Source organism: Lonsdalea quercina, assembly GCF_900107885.1.
In the GTDB taxonomy this organism is placed as follows: domain Bacteria; phylum Pseudomonadota; class Gammaproteobacteria; order Enterobacterales; family Enterobacteriaceae; genus Lonsdalea; species Lonsdalea quercina.
In genome coordinates this window covers 106,904-123,699 of record NZ_FNQS01000010.1, presented here as the reverse complement: position 1 = coordinate 123,699, position 16,796 = coordinate 106,904, and the positions used below count along the sequence as shown (strand labels likewise).

Annotated in this window: 18 protein-coding genes; 8 read left to right on the top strand and 10 right to left on the bottom strand. The window is 56.0% G+C overall.

Going from position 1 to position 16,796, the window contains the following annotated elements; all coding sequences use genetic code 11:
- Positions 1–32 precede the first annotated feature (32 nt).
- On the bottom strand, positions 33–275 hold the full coding sequence (zapB, locus tag BLU64_RS13805) for a septal ring assembly protein ZapB (protein WP_026740886.1): 243 nt from the start codon (positions 273–275) through the stop codon (positions 33–35).
- A gap of 585 nt (positions 276–860) precedes the next feature.
- Here zapB and BLU64_RS13800 point away from each other — a divergent pair.
- The 4 genes from BLU64_RS13800 (at position 861) to fpr (ending at position 5,304) form a co-directional block, all read left to right on the top strand.
- The gene (locus BLU64_RS13800; RefSeq protein WP_026743599.1) at positions 861–1,715 is read left to right on the top strand and encodes an MIP/aquaporin family protein; all 855 of its coding nucleotides are present in this window, start codon (positions 861–863) and stop codon (positions 1,713–1,715) included.
- Between the two features lie 12 nt (positions 1,716–1,727).
- Complete coding sequence (gene glpK / locus BLU64_RS13795) at positions 1,728–3,239, top strand: glycerol kinase GlpK (protein WP_026743600.1); 1,512 nt, start codon at positions 1,728–1,730, stop codon at positions 3,237–3,239.
- Positions 3,240–3,381: 142 nt separating this feature from the next.
- Positions 3,382–4,392 (top strand): class II fructose-bisphosphatase, encoded by a 1,011-nt coding sequence (glpX, locus tag BLU64_RS13790; protein WP_026743601.1) that lies wholly within the window; start codon positions 3,382–3,384, stop codon positions 4,390–4,392.
- A 165-nt stretch (positions 4,393–4,557) separates the two neighbouring features.
- On the top strand, positions 4,558–5,304 hold the full coding sequence (fpr, locus tag BLU64_RS13785; protein ID WP_074729079.1) for a ferredoxin--NADP(+) reductase: 747 nt from the start codon (positions 4,558–4,560) through the stop codon (positions 5,302–5,304).
- Positions 5,305–5,307: 3 nt separating this feature from the next.
- On the opposite strand, the gene BLU64_RS13780 is transcribed toward fpr, so the two are convergent.
- Positions 5,308–5,730, bottom strand: a complete 423-nt coding sequence (locus BLU64_RS13780; RefSeq protein WP_026743603.1) for a DUF805 domain-containing protein — start codon at positions 5,728–5,730, stop codon at positions 5,308–5,310.
- Positions 5,731–5,894: 164 nt separating this feature from the next.
- Here BLU64_RS13780 and BLU64_RS13775 point away from each other — a divergent pair, with 164 nt between their 5' ends.
- Positions 5,895–6,485, top strand: a complete 591-nt coding sequence (locus tag BLU64_RS13775; RefSeq protein ID WP_026743604.1) for a DUF1454 family protein — start codon at positions 5,895–5,897, stop codon at positions 6,483–6,485.
- A 126-nt stretch (positions 6,486–6,611) separates the two neighbouring features.
- Positions 6,612–7,379: a triose-phosphate isomerase gene (gene tpiA / locus BLU64_RS13770; protein ID WP_026740879.1), complete on the top strand. Its 768-nt coding sequence runs from the start codon at positions 6,612–6,614 to the stop codon at positions 7,377–7,379.
- 73 nt (positions 7,380–7,452) lie between these two features.
- Here tpiA and aguA read toward each other — a convergent pair whose 3' ends face one another.
- The 8 genes from aguA to cpxP form a co-directional block, all read right to left on the bottom strand.
- Positions 7,453–8,556 carry an agmatine deiminase gene (aguA, locus tag BLU64_RS13765; protein ID WP_026743605.1) on the bottom strand — a complete coding sequence of 368 codons (1,104 nt, stop codon included), beginning with the start codon at positions 8,554–8,556 and terminating at the stop codon, positions 7,453–7,455.
- Positions 8,557–8,559: 3 nt separating this feature from the next.
- Positions 8,560–9,444 carry an N-carbamoylputrescine amidase gene (gene aguB / locus BLU64_RS13760; RefSeq protein ID WP_074729077.1) on the bottom strand — a complete coding sequence of 295 codons (885 nt, stop codon included), beginning with the start codon at positions 9,442–9,444 and terminating at the stop codon, positions 8,560–8,562.
- A 184-nt stretch (positions 9,445–9,628) separates the two neighbouring features.
- Positions 9,629–10,591 (bottom strand): 6-phosphofructokinase, encoded by a 963-nt coding sequence (gene pfkA, locus BLU64_RS13755; RefSeq protein ID WP_074729076.1) that lies wholly within the window; start codon positions 10,589–10,591, stop codon positions 9,629–9,631.
- 225 nt (positions 10,592–10,816) lie between these two features.
- Positions 10,817–11,719: a CDF family cation-efflux transporter FieF gene (gene fieF / locus BLU64_RS13750; protein ID WP_074729074.1), complete on the bottom strand. Its 903-nt coding sequence runs from the start codon at positions 11,717–11,719 to the stop codon at positions 10,817–10,819.
- Positions 11,720–11,818: 99 nt separating this feature from the next.
- On the bottom strand, positions 11,819–12,286 hold the full coding sequence (locus tag BLU64_RS13745) for a 2TM domain-containing protein (protein WP_026743609.1): 468 nt from the start codon (positions 12,284–12,286) through the stop codon (positions 11,819–11,821).
- 163 nt (positions 12,287–12,449) lie between these two features.
- A complete protein-coding gene (locus tag BLU64_RS13740) occupies positions 12,450–13,268 on the bottom strand; it encodes a CPBP family intramembrane glutamic endopeptidase (protein WP_074729072.1) in 819 nt (272 codons plus the stop codon).
- Between the two features lie 143 nt (positions 13,269–13,411).
- Positions 13,412–13,567, bottom strand: coding sequence for a hypothetical protein (locus BLU64_RS17910; protein WP_410410457.1), 156 nt, complete (start codon positions 13,565–13,567; stop codon positions 13,412–13,414).
- 416 nt (positions 13,568–13,983) lie between these two features.
- Entirely contained in the window at positions 13,984–14,481 is a 498-nt protein-coding gene (gene cpxP, locus BLU64_RS13730; RefSeq protein ID WP_074729070.1) for a cell-envelope stress modulator CpxP, read from the bottom strand.
- Between the two features lie 152 nt (positions 14,482–14,633).
- Between cpxP and cpxR the strand changes: the two genes are divergently transcribed.
- A complete protein-coding gene (gene cpxR, locus BLU64_RS13725; protein ID WP_074729068.1) occupies positions 14,634–15,332 on the top strand; it encodes an envelope stress response regulator transcription factor CpxR in 699 nt (232 codons plus the stop codon).
- Entirely contained in the window at positions 15,329–16,699 is a 1,371-nt protein-coding gene (gene cpxA / locus BLU64_RS13720; RefSeq protein WP_074729066.1) for an envelope stress sensor histidine kinase CpxA, read from the top strand. Before cpxR ends, cpxA begins: the two co-directional genes overlap by 4 nt.
- Positions 16,700–16,796: the final 97 nt, after the last annotated feature.

Sequence of the window (16,796 nt, the reverse complement as noted above, 5' to 3'; positions counted from 1 at the left end):
CGCCCTTTTTCCGTCTTTTTGCTAATACCGTCTTACTGTACTTCTTCCATCTTGCCCAGCAGCGCTTGCAGACGTTCCTGCCATGAGCTCTGAGCTTCCCGCAGTTGTTCGTTCTCGCGCATCAGCGCATCACGATTGCCCGCCACACTCTGAACTTCCTGCGACAGCGCATTATTCTTTTCTTTCAGTTCTTCAATTTCCATCTGCAACAGCGTAATGGTGTCAATCGCCTGCTGAACTTTCGATTCCAGCTTCTCAAACACTTCAAATGACATAACTTCTAACCCCTTTTTCACGCAAGGCATACGCCGTTAACGCTGATTTATTGCGAATTCTCACACCGTACTGGCGTATTCATAGCGTTGGCGCACTAGCCGCAATGCGGACGGCCGGTCTGCGCCGACTCCGTTACGCTCCATGGCGCAACACGCTCGGAAGATTGTAAGTAGCCAGCCGGAAACTGTCTAGCGCCTATCCTCCACAAACATGAGTGTGTCATTTTTTCCCAATCTGAGCTATTGGCAGAAACCGAAAAACCCGCCGGGGAGCGATAAATGTTAATCGTGTAATGAGAATATTTACCCGTTTTCAGCGGCAGCTTGCTTCGTTATCGCGGGAAATAAGCGAATACGCTCATTTATTTGACGCACAACACACATTTCACTAGCGATATTTTTCTCTTTCGCTCATTAACGATAAATTAACATCAAAGGAACATTTGACCTGCACACATCGCTATTCCCTTCACATTGCGTGTCGTGGGCCACGGCACTCTAAAGCGAACCGTGAGAGGTCGAACGCCGCAGGGATCCTATCCTGCATTTACTTATTACGCCCTACGCTAAAAACAGGAAATGTGTATGAGTCAATCACGAATTTCTACATTAAAGGGCCAGTGCCTTGCCGAGTTTCTGGGCACGGGCCTGCTGATTTTTTTCGGCGTTGGCTGCGTCGCCGCCTTGAAGCTGGCCGGCGCAAGCTTTGGACAATGGGAAATCAGCATTATCTGGGGCCTTGGCGTCGCCATGGCTATCTACCTCACGGCCGCGATTTCCGGCGCTCACCTAAACCCCGCAGTGACCATTACGCTCTGGCTGTTCGCCTGCTTTGATGGGCGCAAGGTGGTCCCCTATATCCTTGCGCAAATCGCAGGCGCGTTCTGCGCCGCCGCGCTGGTTTACGCCCTGTACTACAATCTGTTCTACGCGACCGAGCAGGCGCAGGGGATCGTACGCGGCAGCGTGGAAAGCCTGAGCCTGGCCAGTATTTTCTCGACGTATCCCAACCCGTTGCTCTCCGTTCCCCAAGCCTTCCTCGTGGAAACGGTCATCACCGCCATTCTGATGTGCCTGATCTTGGCGCTGACCGATGACGGCAACGGTATTCCGCGCGGGCCGCTGGCCCCGTTACTCATCGGCATCCTCATCGCCGTGATTGGCGCCTCCATGGGACCGCTGACCGGGTTTGCCCTCAATCCCGCACGTGACTTCGGTCCCAAACTGTTTGCCTACCTCGCGGGCTGGGGCAAGGTCGCCTTCAGCGGGGGCCGGGACATTCCCTACTTCCTGGTGCCTATCCTTGGGCCGATTGTCGGTGCCAATTTGGGAGCTTTTGGCTACCGGAAACTGATTGGTCGCAATCTGCCCTGTGATGTCTGCCCCACCGATGACGCCAGCGCAGCGCCTGGCGAAAACCGCAACGTGTCTTCCCGATAAAGGACCACTTCTATGACTCAGGAAAAGAAATACATTGTTGCCCTTGACCAGGGAACCACCAGCTCCCGGGCCGTCGTGCTGGATCACGATGCCAATATCGTCAGCGTTTCCCAGCGCGAATTCGCACAAATCTATCCGAAGGCTGGCTGGGTGGAGCACGATCCGATGGAGATCTGGGCGTCCCAAAGCGCCACGCTGGTCGAGGCCCTCGCCAAGGCCGGGATCAGTACGGATGAAGTCGCCGGCATCGGCATTACCAATCAGCGGGAAACCGCCATCGTCTGGGAAAAAGACACCGGCAAACCGATTTACAACGCCATCGTATGGCAGTGCCGCCGCTCCGCCGAGATCTGCGAGCAGCTGAAAAAAGCCGGTCTGGAAGAGACCATCCGCGACCTCACCGGTCTGGTCATCGACCCTTACTTCTCCGGCACGAAGGTGAAATGGATTCTGGACCATGTGGAAGGCTCTCGCGAAAGAGCGCGGCGCGGTGAACTGTTGTTCGGCACCGTCGATACCTGGCTAATCTGGAAAATGACGCAGGGCCGCGTGCACGTCACGGACTACACCAACGCCTCGCGCACCATGATGTTCAACATCCACACGCTGGACTGGGACGACCAACTGCTTGAGGCGCTGGATGTTCCTCGCGCCATGCTGCCGAGCGTGCATTCGTCGTCCGAGATCTACGGAAAAACCAATATCGGGGGCAAAGGCGGCACGCGCATCCCCATCGCGGGCATCGCGGGCGACCAGCAGGCGGCGTTGTATGGTCAGCTGTGCGTCAGCCCCGGCATGGCGAAAAATACCTACGGCACCGGCTGCTTCCTGCTGATGAATACCGGTACGGAAGCGGTGAAATCCGAGCATGGCCTGCTGACCACCATCGCCTGCGGCGCGCGCGGCGAAGTTAACTATGCGCTCGAAGGGGCGGTATTCATGGGCGGCGCGTCCATACAATGGCTGCGCGATGAGCTGAAAATTATCGGCGACGCGACGGACTCCGAGTACTTCGCCGGCAAGGTGAACGACACCAATGGTGTTTACGTCGTCCCCGCTTTTACCGGGCTGGGCGCGCCATACTGGGACCCCTACGCCCGCGGCGCTATCTTCGGGCTGACGCGCGGCGTCAACGTCAACCACATCATCCGCGCCACACTGGAGTCCATCGCTTATCAAACGCGCGATGTGCTGGATGCCATGCAGGCCGATGCGGGAACCCATCTGCACTCTCTGCGGGTCGACGGCGGCGCGGTGGCCAATAACTTCCTGATGCAGTTCCAGTCCGACATTCTGGGAACGCGCGTCGAGCGCCCCGTGATCCGCGAAGTCACCGCGCTAGGGGCTGCCTTCCTGGCCGGTCTCGCGACCGGATTCTGGAACGATCTGGATGAGGTCAAAAGCAAAACGGCCATCGAACGGGAGTTCCGTCCCGGCATCGAAACCACGGAGCGTAATTATCGCTATCGCGGCTGGCAGAAAGCCGTGGCGCGCGTGCGCGCATGGGAGGACCATGATGACTAAATCGTCCGCCGCTTAAATCCTTCGCAATATTGATCGGGCGCATCTGCCGCGCCCATTTTCTCCCCGCCGCTTTATCGCCCGTTCCTACCCCTGTGATAATATTGCCGCACTTATTCTTGCCAGAAATAACGGACAGATATCCATGAAACGTGAATTAGCCATCGAGTTTTCCCGCGTCACCGAGGCAGCGGCACTGGCCGGTTACAAGTGGCTGGGGCGCGGCGACAAAAACGCGGCGGACAACGCGGCGGTTCAAGCCATGCGCATTATGCTGAATCAGGTCGACATCAACGGTCAGATCGTCATCGGCGAAGGCGAAATCGACGAAGCGCCCATGCTGTACATTGGCGAAGCGGTAGGAACCGGTCAGGGCGATGCGGTGGATATCGCCGTTGACCCGATTGAGGGCACCCGTATGACGGCGATGGGCCAGGCTAACGCGCTCGCCGTATTGGCCGTCGCAGAGAAAGGCGCGTTCCTGCACGCGCCGGACATGTACATGGAAAAACTGATTGTCGGTCCTCAGGCCAAAGGCGCGATCGACCTGAATCGTCCGCTGGAAGACAATCTGCGCGCGGTCGCGAAAAAACTGAACAAACCGCTGCATGAACTGACGGTCACCACGCTGGCTAAGCCCCGCCATGACGCCATCATCGCCAACATGCAGCGACTGGGCGTGAAAGTCTTCGCCATCCCAGACGGCGATGTGGCCGCGTCTATCCTCACCTGTATGCCGGACAGCGAAGTCGACGTGCTGTACGGCATCGGCGGGGCGCCGGAAGGCGTGATCTCCGCAGCGGTGATCAGAGCGCTGGACGGCGATATGCAGGGCCGCCTGCTCCCACGCCACGACGTGAAGGGCGATAACGAAGAAAACCGGCGTATCGGCGAGCAGGAATTGGCACGCTGCCGCGAAATGGGCATCGAGGCCGGCAACGTACTGGCGCTCGGGGATATGGCCCGCAACGACAACGTCATCTTCTCCGCCACCGGTATCACCAAGGGCGATCTTCTGGAAGGCATCGCCCGCAGCGGCAATATGGCTACGACGGAAACGCTGTTGATCCGAGGCAAATCTCGCACCATTCGCCGGATACGTTCGACCCACTATCTCGATCGCAAAGATCAGGCGTTGCATGAATTTCTGTTATAAAACCTAAACTCACACTGTTTCACAGCTGTTAAAAGATCGCGTATCTTAGGAGCCGACGTACATCGGCTCTGCATCTGAAAAGACTCTATGCACAGCCCTATTAATTTATTTTCAGAGCGGGATACCGTGCCGCTCGCGGCAGGCTGCAACAGGAGTATTCGATCTATGGCAGTATGGCTAACGGGAAAGGTGGTTGAGGTAGAAAACTGGACAGAAAGTTTGTTCAGCCTCCGGGTACGCGCCCCGGTCAATACATTCACCGCCGGGCAGTACGCCAAGCTGGCGCTGGATGTAGACGGGGAGCGAGTACAACGCGCCTATTCTTATGTGAATGCACCCAGCAACGATACGCTGGAGTTCTATCTGGTGGATGTGCCGGAAGGCAAGCTCAGCCCCCGTCTGCACCAGCTCAGAGAAAACGACGAGCTGCTCATCACACAGGAAGCCGCCGGCTTCTTCGTGCTGGAAGAGGTGCCGCCATGCGACACACTGTGGATGCTGGCGACCGGCACGGCCATCGGACCTTATCTCTCCATTCTGGAGGAAGGCCGCGACCTAGAACGCTTTAAGAATATCGTGTTGGTGCATGCCGCACGCTTCGCCCGCGATCTCAGCTATTTGCCGCTCATGCAACAGCTGCAGCAGCGCTACAACGGCAAGCTGCATATTCAAACGGTCGTGAGCCGTGAAGAGTCGGCCGGTTCACTCACCGGACGCGTTCCGGCGTTGATCGCCAGCGGCGCGCTGGAAGCCGCGGTCGACCTGCCAATGGATGCCGCCACCAGCCATGTGATGGTGTGCGGCAATCCACAGATGGTGCGGGATACGCAGCAACTGCTGAAGGACGAACGACAGATGACCAAACATCTGCGCCGTCGCCCCGGTAACATTACGGCGGAAAACTACTGGTAAACCTCAGGAGCGGAGCCGCAGCGACTCCGGCTCTGGACCAAATCGGTTAGCGCCCGGCGTTCCCGCGAAAGAACCGCAGTCCAACAGCATCATGATGCCAATCAACGAGGGAATGAACCGCCCCAGCCCCCACTGTCCCAGCGACGGCAACATAGACCAGTTGCCGCTGCCCAACAGCCATGCCACCACCAGCAACAATGCCCACCAGCCGCTTTTATTGCGATCGTGCAGCCGTTTTATCAGTACCGCGGAAGTAGGCCACATCAGCGCCACCAGCGCGAAGGCGGCGGACTGAGTCGACAACCAGTTTTGACCCGCCAATGCGAATAACACGATCGTTAGCACCACCCAGGTCACCATCCACAACCAGAATTCTCTCCGTCCAAGACGGCCGCGAAAAGAAAAACACCACTGTTGTAACGTCATCTCAAGCCTATTCCGATAGCTGTTTTCTGACGACGAGTTTACCTTACTGTACTGTTTCTATCGTATTTTTTACGCGAACTTTGACAATCCCTAACCAATACCGCTTTAATCACAAGGCCGCGTTACGGCATAACGGCTACTGCGACGATACTGACGAACACGCTATGAAAAAATCTCTACTTATCCTTTGCCTGCTCACCGCCGGAATACATCAGGCCAGTGCCGTCAGGGCAGACGCGCTGTTTCAGCACAAAGGTCCCGCTGCGCCTTATCTGCTGGCCGGCTCGCCAACGTTTGATATGACTATCGTCCAGTTTCGCACTCGCTATAACCTCAGCAATCCGACGCTGCCGATTGGGGAATACCGGGTCGTAGATACTAACGAGGACTCCCCCATGCTGACCCGCGCCGCCAGCAAGATCAGCGATAAGTTGTACTCTTCTACCGCGCTTGAGAAAGGGACGGGCAAGATTAAAACGCTGCAAATTACTCTATTGCCTGGCTCGAAAGATCCTGACGAAGCGGGCCGACGCAAACAGGCGCAGGAGTACATGGCCGCGCTGCTGCGGGTATTCGTCCCCTCGCTGACGCGCGAACAAAGCCTGAAAAAAGTCGACACGCTGCTGGCGCAAGGCAAGGGTCACCCCTTCTTCCAACAGGAGGAGGGAGCGCTTCGGTATGTGGTGGCAGATGGAGGCGAAAAAGGGCTAACGTTCGCAGTTGAACCGATTAAGCTCACGCTGGCAGAATATTGATCAAAGCCGCTATTAGGCACGAAAAACAGAGCCACGAGGTCTTTTCATCTTTATACTGTCGTCAGGTTACACTGCCGAGCGGCAGTGACGTATTGATTAACTTGCTATCCGTCTGGAGGAAAAAAGATGCGACACCCCTTAGTCATGGGCAACTGGAAGTTGAACGGTAGCACCCACATGGTTCACGAACTGATTGCTGGTCTGCGCAACGAACTGACAGCCGTCGCGGGCTGTGACGTAGCTATCGCTCCACCGGCTGTTTACCTGGGTCAGGCTAAGCACGAACTGTCTGGCAGCCGTATTGCCCTGGGCGCGCAGAACGTTGATGTAAACCTTTCCGGCGCATTCACCGGCGAAACCTCTGCCGACATGTTGAAAGACATCGGCGCTAAATACATCATTATCGGTCACTCAGAACGCCGCACCTATCACAAAGAAAGCGATGAGTTCGTTGCTAAAAAATTCGGCGTACTGAAAGAAGCCGGTCTGACTCCTGTTCTGTGCATCGGTGAAACTGAAGCAGAAAACGAAGCCGGCCAGACTGAAAGCGTTTGTGCTCGTCAGCTGGATGCCGTTCTGAACACGCTGGGCGCCAAAGCCTTTGAAAATGCCGTCATCGCCTACGAACCTATCTGGGCTATCGGTACTGGCAAATCCGCCACTCCGGCGCAGGCGCAGGCTATCCACAAATTCATCCGCAGCCACATCGCGAAACAGGATGCGGCGGTCGCAGAACAGGTCATTATCCAGTACGGCGGTTCCGTTAACGCGTCTAACGCGGCTGAACTCTTCACCCAGCCGGATATCGACGGCGCGCTGGTGGGCGGCGCGTCACTGAAAGCAGACGCTTTCGCCGTGATCGTGAAAGCCGCAGCAGAAGCCAAAGGCGCATAACGCTCAACGGTATCTTGTTCTTGGTTTGAAAACGGCTCCTTTCTTTCGAGGAGCCGTTTTTTTATGGGTGGAATTATTCCGCGCGCGCGGACGGGATCTGCTGGGTAATGCAGTGGATATTTCCGCCGCCCAGCAAAATTTCACGCGCGGGTACGCCGCTGATAAGGTAATCAGGGAACATTCGCTGCAAGAGCGCGTGCGCCTGACGGTCCGTACGTTTATCCAGCAACGGATAAATCACCTGACGATTGCTGATGAGAAAGTTGACGTAAGACCCCGCGAGACGCGAGCCGGCGATACGTTCAATCGCTTCCCCGTCGACGTCGATCCCCTCCGCTTCAGCCTGAGTCATGAAAAGCGGACCCGGCGCAGGCAATTTCCATATTTTCAGATGTCGACCGTGCGCATCACGCGCCTTCGAGAGCACCTGATACGCCGCCATAGAGCGAGCATATTGGGGATCGTTTTCATCTTCAGTCCAATGCAGCGCAACCTCACCGGGACGCACGAAGCAGCACATGTTGTCGATATGGCCGTCCGTCTCATCGTTGTAAACGCCGGACTCCAGCCAGATAAAGGCCGATACGCCCAGATAGTCCGTCAGCAATTGCTCGATCTGCGCCTTGTCCAGATGCGGATTGCGATTGGGATTGAGCAGACACTCCGCCGTGGTCAGCAGCGTGCCTTCGCCGTCGGTATGAATAGAGCCGCCTTCCAGAATCAGCGGCGCGGCGTAACGGGCATCCCCGAGATAAGCCAGAACCTGCTGCGCGACCTGTTCATCGCGGCGCCAGTCCGTATACAAACCGCCCTGTTCTCCGCCCCAGGCGTTAAACTGCCAGTCGACGCCGCGGCGTTCGCCCGCGGGACTCAGCACCATCGTCGGCCCGGTGTCGCGCATCCAGGCATCGTCGCTCTCTATCTCGACCAGCGTGACGCTGGCGGGCATGATACTCCGCGCATGCGCCATCTCCGCCGCCGGGACGCCCATGAAGACCGGCGTCGTCTGGGCAATGGTCGCCGCAACGGTGGAGAAAGTCTGCTGCGCCGGGATGATCTCCCCTACCGAGCGCCAGTTGTCGCGGCGATACGGCCACAGCATCCAGACCGCTTCCTGCGGAGCCCACTCTGCGGGCATGGCGAAACCGTCCTGAAACGGGGTGCTCAGCTGTGACATGATTTATCTCCAGGTTTTGCCGTCGGAAGTGCCGATCACATCATACATTTCTGGGCGACGGTCACGGAACAAGCCCCAGGTTGCGCGCATCTGCGCAATCTCCTGCAGGTCGAAACTGTGCACCAGCACCGCTTCGTCGGTGCGGTTGGCCTGCTGCACCAATGCGCCGGTCGGATCGGCGATAAATGAAGAACCGTAGAACGTCATTTCCAGCCCGTCGATATACTTGCTGGCTTCCGTTCCGATACGGTTGGAGGCGACAACTGGTACCAGGTTGGCGGCGGCATGACCCTGTTGTACACGCGTCCAGTGCGGCTGGCTATCCCAGGCTGGGAAGGCCGGTTCAGAGCCGATAGCCGTCGGGTAGAAGATGACCTCTGCCCCCATCAGCGCCAGACTGCGGGCGGTTTCAGGGAACCATTGATCCCAGCAGATGCCCACGCCAACCTTGGCGTAGCGGGTCTGCCACACTTTGAAGCCGGTGTCGCCGGGAATGAAGAACTGCTTTTCCTGATAGGCCGGGCCATTGGGGATATGAGTTTTACGGTAAACGTCCAGCACGCTGCCGTCCGCATCGATCATCACCAGCGAATTGTAGTAGGCGTTATTGGCGCGCTCAAAGAAACTCAGCGGCAATACCACTTCCAGCTCGGCGGCCAGCGCCGAGAAATGTTTAATGAGCGGACTATTATCGAGGCTCTGCGCCAACGCGTAGTGTTCAGGACTCTGGTCGATGCAGAAGTAAGGCGCGGCGAACAATTCCTGGATCAGAATGATTTGCGCGCCCTTTGCGTGCGCCTGCCGCACCAGTTTTTCCGCGTTTTCGATATTTCTGGGCAGGTCCCAGGTGCAGGCCATCTGCGTGGCGGCAACAGTCACTTTTGTCATGCAAAACCTCGATAATTTCTGCGTTTATGCTCTTGCTGAACCGCCGGCAAAGGCAGGCTCAACCAGCACCCAATGAAAGTTTAGGTCAACCTATCACCCTGTGCCTGAGGATGACAGCCAAAAGAAATCCCGCCCCCTAAGGGACGGGATTTCATACACCCTGCCACACCGGGCCGATGACTAATCAGAACAATTTTTTCGCCGTTTCCAGCCAGTCGCCCTTGAAGGGACGCTTCATATTCTCGATAGCGTCGATAATATCATGGTGAACCATTTTTTCATTCTGGATCCCAACGCAACGACCGCCGTAACCCTGCAGCAGCAGTTCGATGGAGTATGCGCCCATACGGGAAGCCAAAATCCGGTCGTACGCAACCGGAGAACCGCCGCGCTGAATGTGGCCCAGTACGGTCGCGCGCGTTTCACGCCCGGTTTCCTGCTGGATGTAGCTGGCCAGCTCGCCCACGTCACACATCAGTTCGGTGATGGCAACGATAGCGTGCTTTTTCCCTTTGGCAATCCCGCCTTTGATTTCAGCCACCAGATCTTCTTTCTTGAAGTCGACTTCCGGCACCACGATAAATTCGCAGCCGCCGGCGATAGCCGCCGCCAGCGTCAGGTCGCCGCAGTGACGGCCCATCACTTCGACGATGGAAATACGCTGGTGGGAAGAAGACGTGTCTCGCAAGCGGTCGATCGCTTCAACAACCGTGTCCAGCGCAGTGAAGTAACCGATGGTGTAGTCCGTGCCGGCCACATCGTTATCGATAGTGCCCGGCAGACCGATGCACGGGAAACCCATTTCAGTCAGACGTTTGGCCCCCATGTAAGAGCCGTCGCCGCCGATAACGACCAGCGCATCCAGACCGCGTTTTTTCATGTTTTCTACGCAGACCTGACGTACGGATTCTTCCCGGAACTCAGGGAAACGCGCAGAGCCAAGGAACGTACCGCCGCGGTTGATGACATCTGACACGCTATAGCGGTCAAGCTGCGTCATGCGATCTTCATACAAACCCAGATAGCCATCATAAATTCCATAAACTTCCAGTCCTTCCGTTAATGCAGCGCGCACCACACCGCGGATAGCGGCGTTCATGCCTGGCGCATCGCCACCGCTTGTGAGTACTCCGATTTTCTTAATCATGACAACCTCTGGATTTGTAGATGTTAATTCGCAGATTTTTTATATCGTGCGCGAAGTTTGCGGCATTCAACACCGACAACGCAAACCTCTCACCTTCTTGTACGCATTTTATAACAAATACCCTCAGCTGAATTGATTCAAGTCAGGCTTAAAGACCAATAATATCCTTGTGAAGTATCACATATTTACAAAAATATAACGCCTGCGTGATAATTCACGTTTGAATCAAATGTTCCACCATCCGCGCTGGGCGTCTGGAACAGCCGATATGGGGTCCTGGTGGATAATGATATCGGCATCGGGAAAGCGTTGCAGCAATGCTTTCTCCAAATCGTCCGCAATCTGATGAGATTTCACCAACGGCAGGGTATCTTCCATTTCCAAATGCAGCTGGATAAACCGTGTAGGGCCCGCCCGCCGCGTTCGTAGCTGATGAGCGCCGCTGATGCCCGGCCACGCGGCAACAATATCGGTAATTTCCTGCCGTTCTTCATCCGGCAACGCCCTATCCAACAGGGCTTGAATGGCATCGTACGCCATCCGCAAAGCGCTGTACAAAATATATGCGCCGATGCCAAGCGCGAAAACGGCATCCGCCCAGGTCACGCCTTTCCAGCTCAGCCCCAATGCGACCAGGATCGCGCCGTTCATCATCACGTCGGATTGATAGTGCAGCATGTCTGCGCGCACCGCCTGACTGTGAGTTCGGGCGACCACCCAGCGCTGGAATGCGACCAGCAGTCCGGTCACGACCAGCGCCACGATCGTCACCCACATCCCCACGGCCGGATCCTTAAGCGCCTGAGGAGAAATCAAATGCTGGAAGCCGGTCAGCAGCAGAAACAACGCCGATCCCGAGATAAACATGCTCTGAGCTAATGCGGCGAGAGACTCGGCCTTGCCGTGACCGAAAGTATGTTCGGAATCCGCTGGCTGCAGTGAATAACGCACCACCAGCAGGTTGATTAACGAGGCGGCGATATCCACCAGCGAATCGACCAAAGACGCCAGCAAACTGACCGATCCGGTATACCACCACGCAAAAACTTTCAGAGCAAAAAGCAACAGCGCCGTTGCGGTCGCCAGAATAGCGGCTGTCGTCACCAGGCGCCCGTAACGCGAATCCATATCCACCTCCCATGAAAACAAAACGCTAAAGTATAGCGGATTGCGAAAATGGGATCCGAACAGGCGGCCTATGGCGGTAAACGCGATTGAAAACAGACACTAACGTCGTAGAATTTTTTGCAGTCGCACCCGCTCCCATTGCGTCAGCCACCTACGCAACAGGAACAGTTTTCCCCCCCGCAGCGTCAAGATCCCGCCCCATATCAGCAGCGGCCAGAGGAACCAGTGGCTTTGGGGAGCGGCAAATCTGTTAATGATAAAAAGCGCGAGGTTAACCAGGACGAAAAGAATCATTCCACGCCAGAAGCGCCCCTCTTCCCTCACCTGATTCCGAGCCTCCTGGTTTCGCTGCTCCAGCGACGTGTCCGCTCCTGCGGGCGTTACTCCATTCTCCATCAACGCCGACACCTTAACCTCTAAGGCGGCGGCAATAGCCCCCAAGGTTTCCAGACTTGCGCGTTCGCCATTCTCTATGCGCTGAATTGTCCGAACGCTCAACGAAGACAGCTCCGCCAGGTGTTCCTGCGACCAGGCTCGATTAAGCCGTAATAATTTTACCGGATTCATCTCTTTTCCCGTGATGTGAAAACACGCCAATAAGTTTATCCCCCTGCGCATCCCCCGAAACACGACAGACGCCTGACTGCCCCCCGACAGTGCACGGACAGCCCGCCTGCGGCATAAACGTCAATGTCGTGATTTATAGATAGGCGAGATCGAGAGAGAAAAATCAGCGCTCGAAATAGGGATAGGTAAAGAACAAAAGATGCAGCAGATTTAAAGCGAAATGAAACGCCGTCGATACCCACAGCCGACCACTCCACCACCAGGCCACGCCGTAGATCAATCCGGCCAGCCCGGCGAAAATCATCATCAGCGACCCCGCCTGAAAATGCGCCAGACCAAACAACGTCGCGGTCACAATCAGCGCAGGTAGTGGGCCGGAAAATTGCGTCAGGCGTCTTTGCAGATAGCCGCGAAACAACGCCTCTTCCGCCAGAGAGACGAAAAAGAGATTGGCAAGCACGAATTGGCCTAGCCACGAAGGCCAGTGCAATTCAAAGCGCAAACCGCCAAGAACAACGGCCAGCAGCAAAAGCGCAGGCACCGTCAGCATCAACAGCCCCCACTGCCAATAGGATCTTGATGCAGGCATCATTTTGTAAAACGACAACCCCGGGATTGCCATCCACAGCAGGAATGGCGTTACGGCCTTATCGAGATTGTAATAGAGCGAGAAAGGCGCGCTGTGCGGACCCGCCACAACGTGATCAAGCACTTTGGGGTTGTGAAAACCGGGAACAAGATGCAAAAACAGCAGAATGCAGAGCACGACCAAAAGCCCTTCGCCGCCCACCGCAATCCACGTTCTGTGCCGATAGCGATGCAGCAAATATCCTATCAGCATCGTCACGCAGAGCGTCCCCACGCCAGGCAGTGTGATAACGCCCTGCAGCCAGGCACAAATTAACGTAAATGCCAGCAACACTCCGGCAACGGTGTGATGTACTGTCAACGCGACAAGCGCTATCCCTAACAAATACTCCATCTTAACTCTCCGTTTATGTATTTTTGCCGTCGCCCCGAGTTGCCCGGCGGGATGTCATCAACGCTTAGACAATACTGCGCCACGCCGTCCACGGTATTACGCCGGACAATGCGTTATGAACCATAGCCATAATTTCCGATGTTTCAGCGTGAAAGGTCGCAAACATTGTCTGTGATTGAGGTGCGGTTTAGGGATGATAGGAAGCAGAGAGGGAAAGCCATCCCTGACCGATATTCCCTAAATAGAAATTTGTGAGCGCCAAAACCTCCAAAGAAGAACGCAAACAGCGCTACCGCCATACGCATAGACAGAGCGCCTTCCTAAATATCATGCCCCTCGTCTTAACATCGTCAAAGAGCCAAGAAAGATATGATTGATAAGATATTTTCAATTTAATCAGGGGAAACCGTGCGAGAGGGAGTCACTCTGCCATGAGCGAATATCACGAGAACGCTCTGTGACAAGTGTTCACCTTGGCCCGTAGGTTTTGATGAATCCGGCGGAGTGATGGGAAAAAATAACCGACTGTTTTAAGGTGATTTTATTAGTTAAGAATAAAAAAAAGCCCTCCATCAAGGAGGGCAAATAGACAGGGATGGTGTCTATGGCAAGGAAAACAGGGTCTATCTTTTACACACAACGTTTCACTATCGATCAACAACTCACGGTACTGCTCAGGGATTCCGAATACGTTGCCCACACCTGACTGACAGGCTCACTTGGGCACGCTGAAATACTTTTCCTGCTGATTCGCGACCGATATTTGCTCGCGAATGACTTCCATATGCTGCTCATGCTTATGGCGCAGCACTTCTTTCTGTTCCGGCGTCAGCAGGCTGTACATCTGATTACGCACCCGGGCCATTTCCACCTGACGTGCAATCTGCGCCTGCGTCATTTTATTGATTTGCGCCCGTACGGCCGCTTCATCGAATTTTTCAGCTATAACCAACTGGTACATCGTTTCAACATCCTGCGCGGAATAAGGAGGCATGTCGTGCCGCACTTCCTGCATCAAATCACGCATCTGTTGACGTTGCTGCTCCGTCAACTTCACGCCATCGAACATCCGTTGCTGACTGGGAAAGCGTTTCGTGGCAGAGTCATTCTGCGTCAATTCTTCCATCCCGAGCCCCTCGGCGTCGGCTGCCTTAACGATGCTGAAACCCAGCAACAGCAGTGAAGCGAGAGACAACAAGGTGGTGCGCCGCATCAATAACTCCTCTGTAAGTTGTACCGCTCAGCTAATTGATGCGTTCAGTCTAAACACCCCGCTGCAAACATGCGTCAGACGGTGTAAAACTACGTAAAGTCATGGAATAGCGGCAATCTATGGCGTATTTTGCCCGAGGAGGTAGGTAACTCATGAATAAAATCCTGTTGGTTGACGATGATAAAGAGCTGACGTCCTTGTTAAAGGAACTGCTCGAAATGGAAGGATTCAACGTGGTGGTGGCCTATGACGGCGAACAAGCCATGACCGCGTTGGACGATTCAATAGATCTGCTGCTGTTGGATGTCATGATGCCGAAGAAAAACGGCCTTGATACCTTGAAGGAACTGCGTCAACGCCACCAGACGCCCGTCATTATGTTGACTGCGCGCGGCAGCGAATTGGACCGCGTGCTGGGTCTGGAACTGGGCGCCGATGATTATCTGCCGAAACCGTTTAACGACCGGGAGCTGGTAGCGCGTATCCGCGCGATCCTGCGTCGCTCCAACTGGACGGATCAGCAACAGGTGGGCGAAACGACGGCACCGACGCTGGAAGTGGACGCGCTGCGCCTTAATCCCGGCCGTCAGGAGGCCAGCTTCGACGACAACGTGCTGGATTTGACCGGTACCGAATTTACCTTGCTGTATCTACTGGCCCAGCGACTAGGACAGGTCGTCTCCCGCGAACACCTCAGTCAGGAAGTGCTCGGCAAGCGGCTTACGCCTTTTGACCGCGCCATCGACATGCATATCTCCAATCTGCGGCGCAAATTACCCGACCGCAAAGACGGATTACCCTGGTTTAAAACCCTGCGCGGACGGGGCTATTTGATGGTATCCACTGCATGATAAACAGCCTTACCGCCCGTATTTTCGCCATATTCTGGCTGACGCTAGTCCTGGTGCTAATGCTGGTTCTGATGCTGCCCAAGCTGGACTCCCGCCAACTGACCCCGCTTCTCGAAAGCGAGCAGCGTCAGGGGTTGATGCTAGAACAACACATTGAAGCGGAACTGGCTAACGACCCGGCGAACGACCTGCTCTGGTGGCGTCGGCTGTTCCACGCCATTGAGAAATGGGCGCCGCCCGGCCAACGCCTGCTGTTGGTGACCACCGAAGGGCGCGTCATCGGCTCACAGCGCCAGGAAATGCAGATAGTCCGCAACTTTATCGGCCAGTCCGATAACGCCGACTTCCCACAGAAGAAGAAATACGGTCGCGTTGAGCTACTAGGCCCGTTCTCCGTCAGGGATAGTGAAGACAACTACCTGCTGTATCTGATCCGGCCCGCCAGCAGCCCGCAGTCCGACTTCATCAATCTCCTGTTCGACCGCCCGTTGCTGCTGCTCATCGTCACCATGCTAATCAGTAGTCCGCTGCTGTTGTGGCTCGCCTGGAGCTTGGCGAAACCGGCACGCAAGCTGAAAATCGCGGCCGACGAAGTCGCCCGCGGCAACCTGCGTCAACATCCCGAACTGGAGTCCGGACCGCACGAATTTCGCGCGACCGGCGCCAGCTTCAACCAGATGGTAAGCGCGCTGGAACGAATGGTGACGGTGCAACAACGTTTGCTGTCGGATATCTCTCACGAACTGCGCACCCCGCTGACCCGACTACAGCTATCCAGCGCGCTGCTGCGCCGCAGGCAGGGCGAAAGCAACGAACTGACCCGCATCGAAACCGAAACCCAGCGTCTCGACAGCATGATCGGCGATCTGCTGGTCCTGTCGCGCAATCAGCACAAAAACGAACTGCATCGGGAGCCGCTGAAAGCCGACGAACTGTGGAGCGATGTGCTGGACGATGCCAGCTTTGAAGCCGAGCAGATGGGCAAAACGTTGAATGTTCTGTCGCCGCCCGGCCCGTGGCTGCTGTTCGGCAATCCGTCAGCTCTCGACAGTGCGCTGGAGAACGTGGTCCGCAACGCGCTGCGCTATTCCAGGACGCATATCGAGGTCTCGTTCTCCGTTGACGGTCAGGGCGTCACCATTCTCGTCGGCGACGACGGCCCCGGCGTCAGCCCGGAAGACCGGGAACAGATCTTCCGTCCTTTCTACCGTACCGATGAAGCACGCGATCGCGAATCCGGCGGAACCGGCCTCGGACTGGCGATTGTCGAAACGGCCATCTCGCAGCATCACGGCTGGGTCAAAGCGGACGCCAGTCCTCTCGGCGGACTGCAGTTGACGATCTGGCTACCGCTTTATCACCGCTAACCAGACAACGCCAAAAGCGGAAGAGCGCTCTGCTCTTCCGCCCTGTTCTTGCCCATCGCATTGAGTTTTTTCCGACGTCGGGTAGAGTGTGGACTTC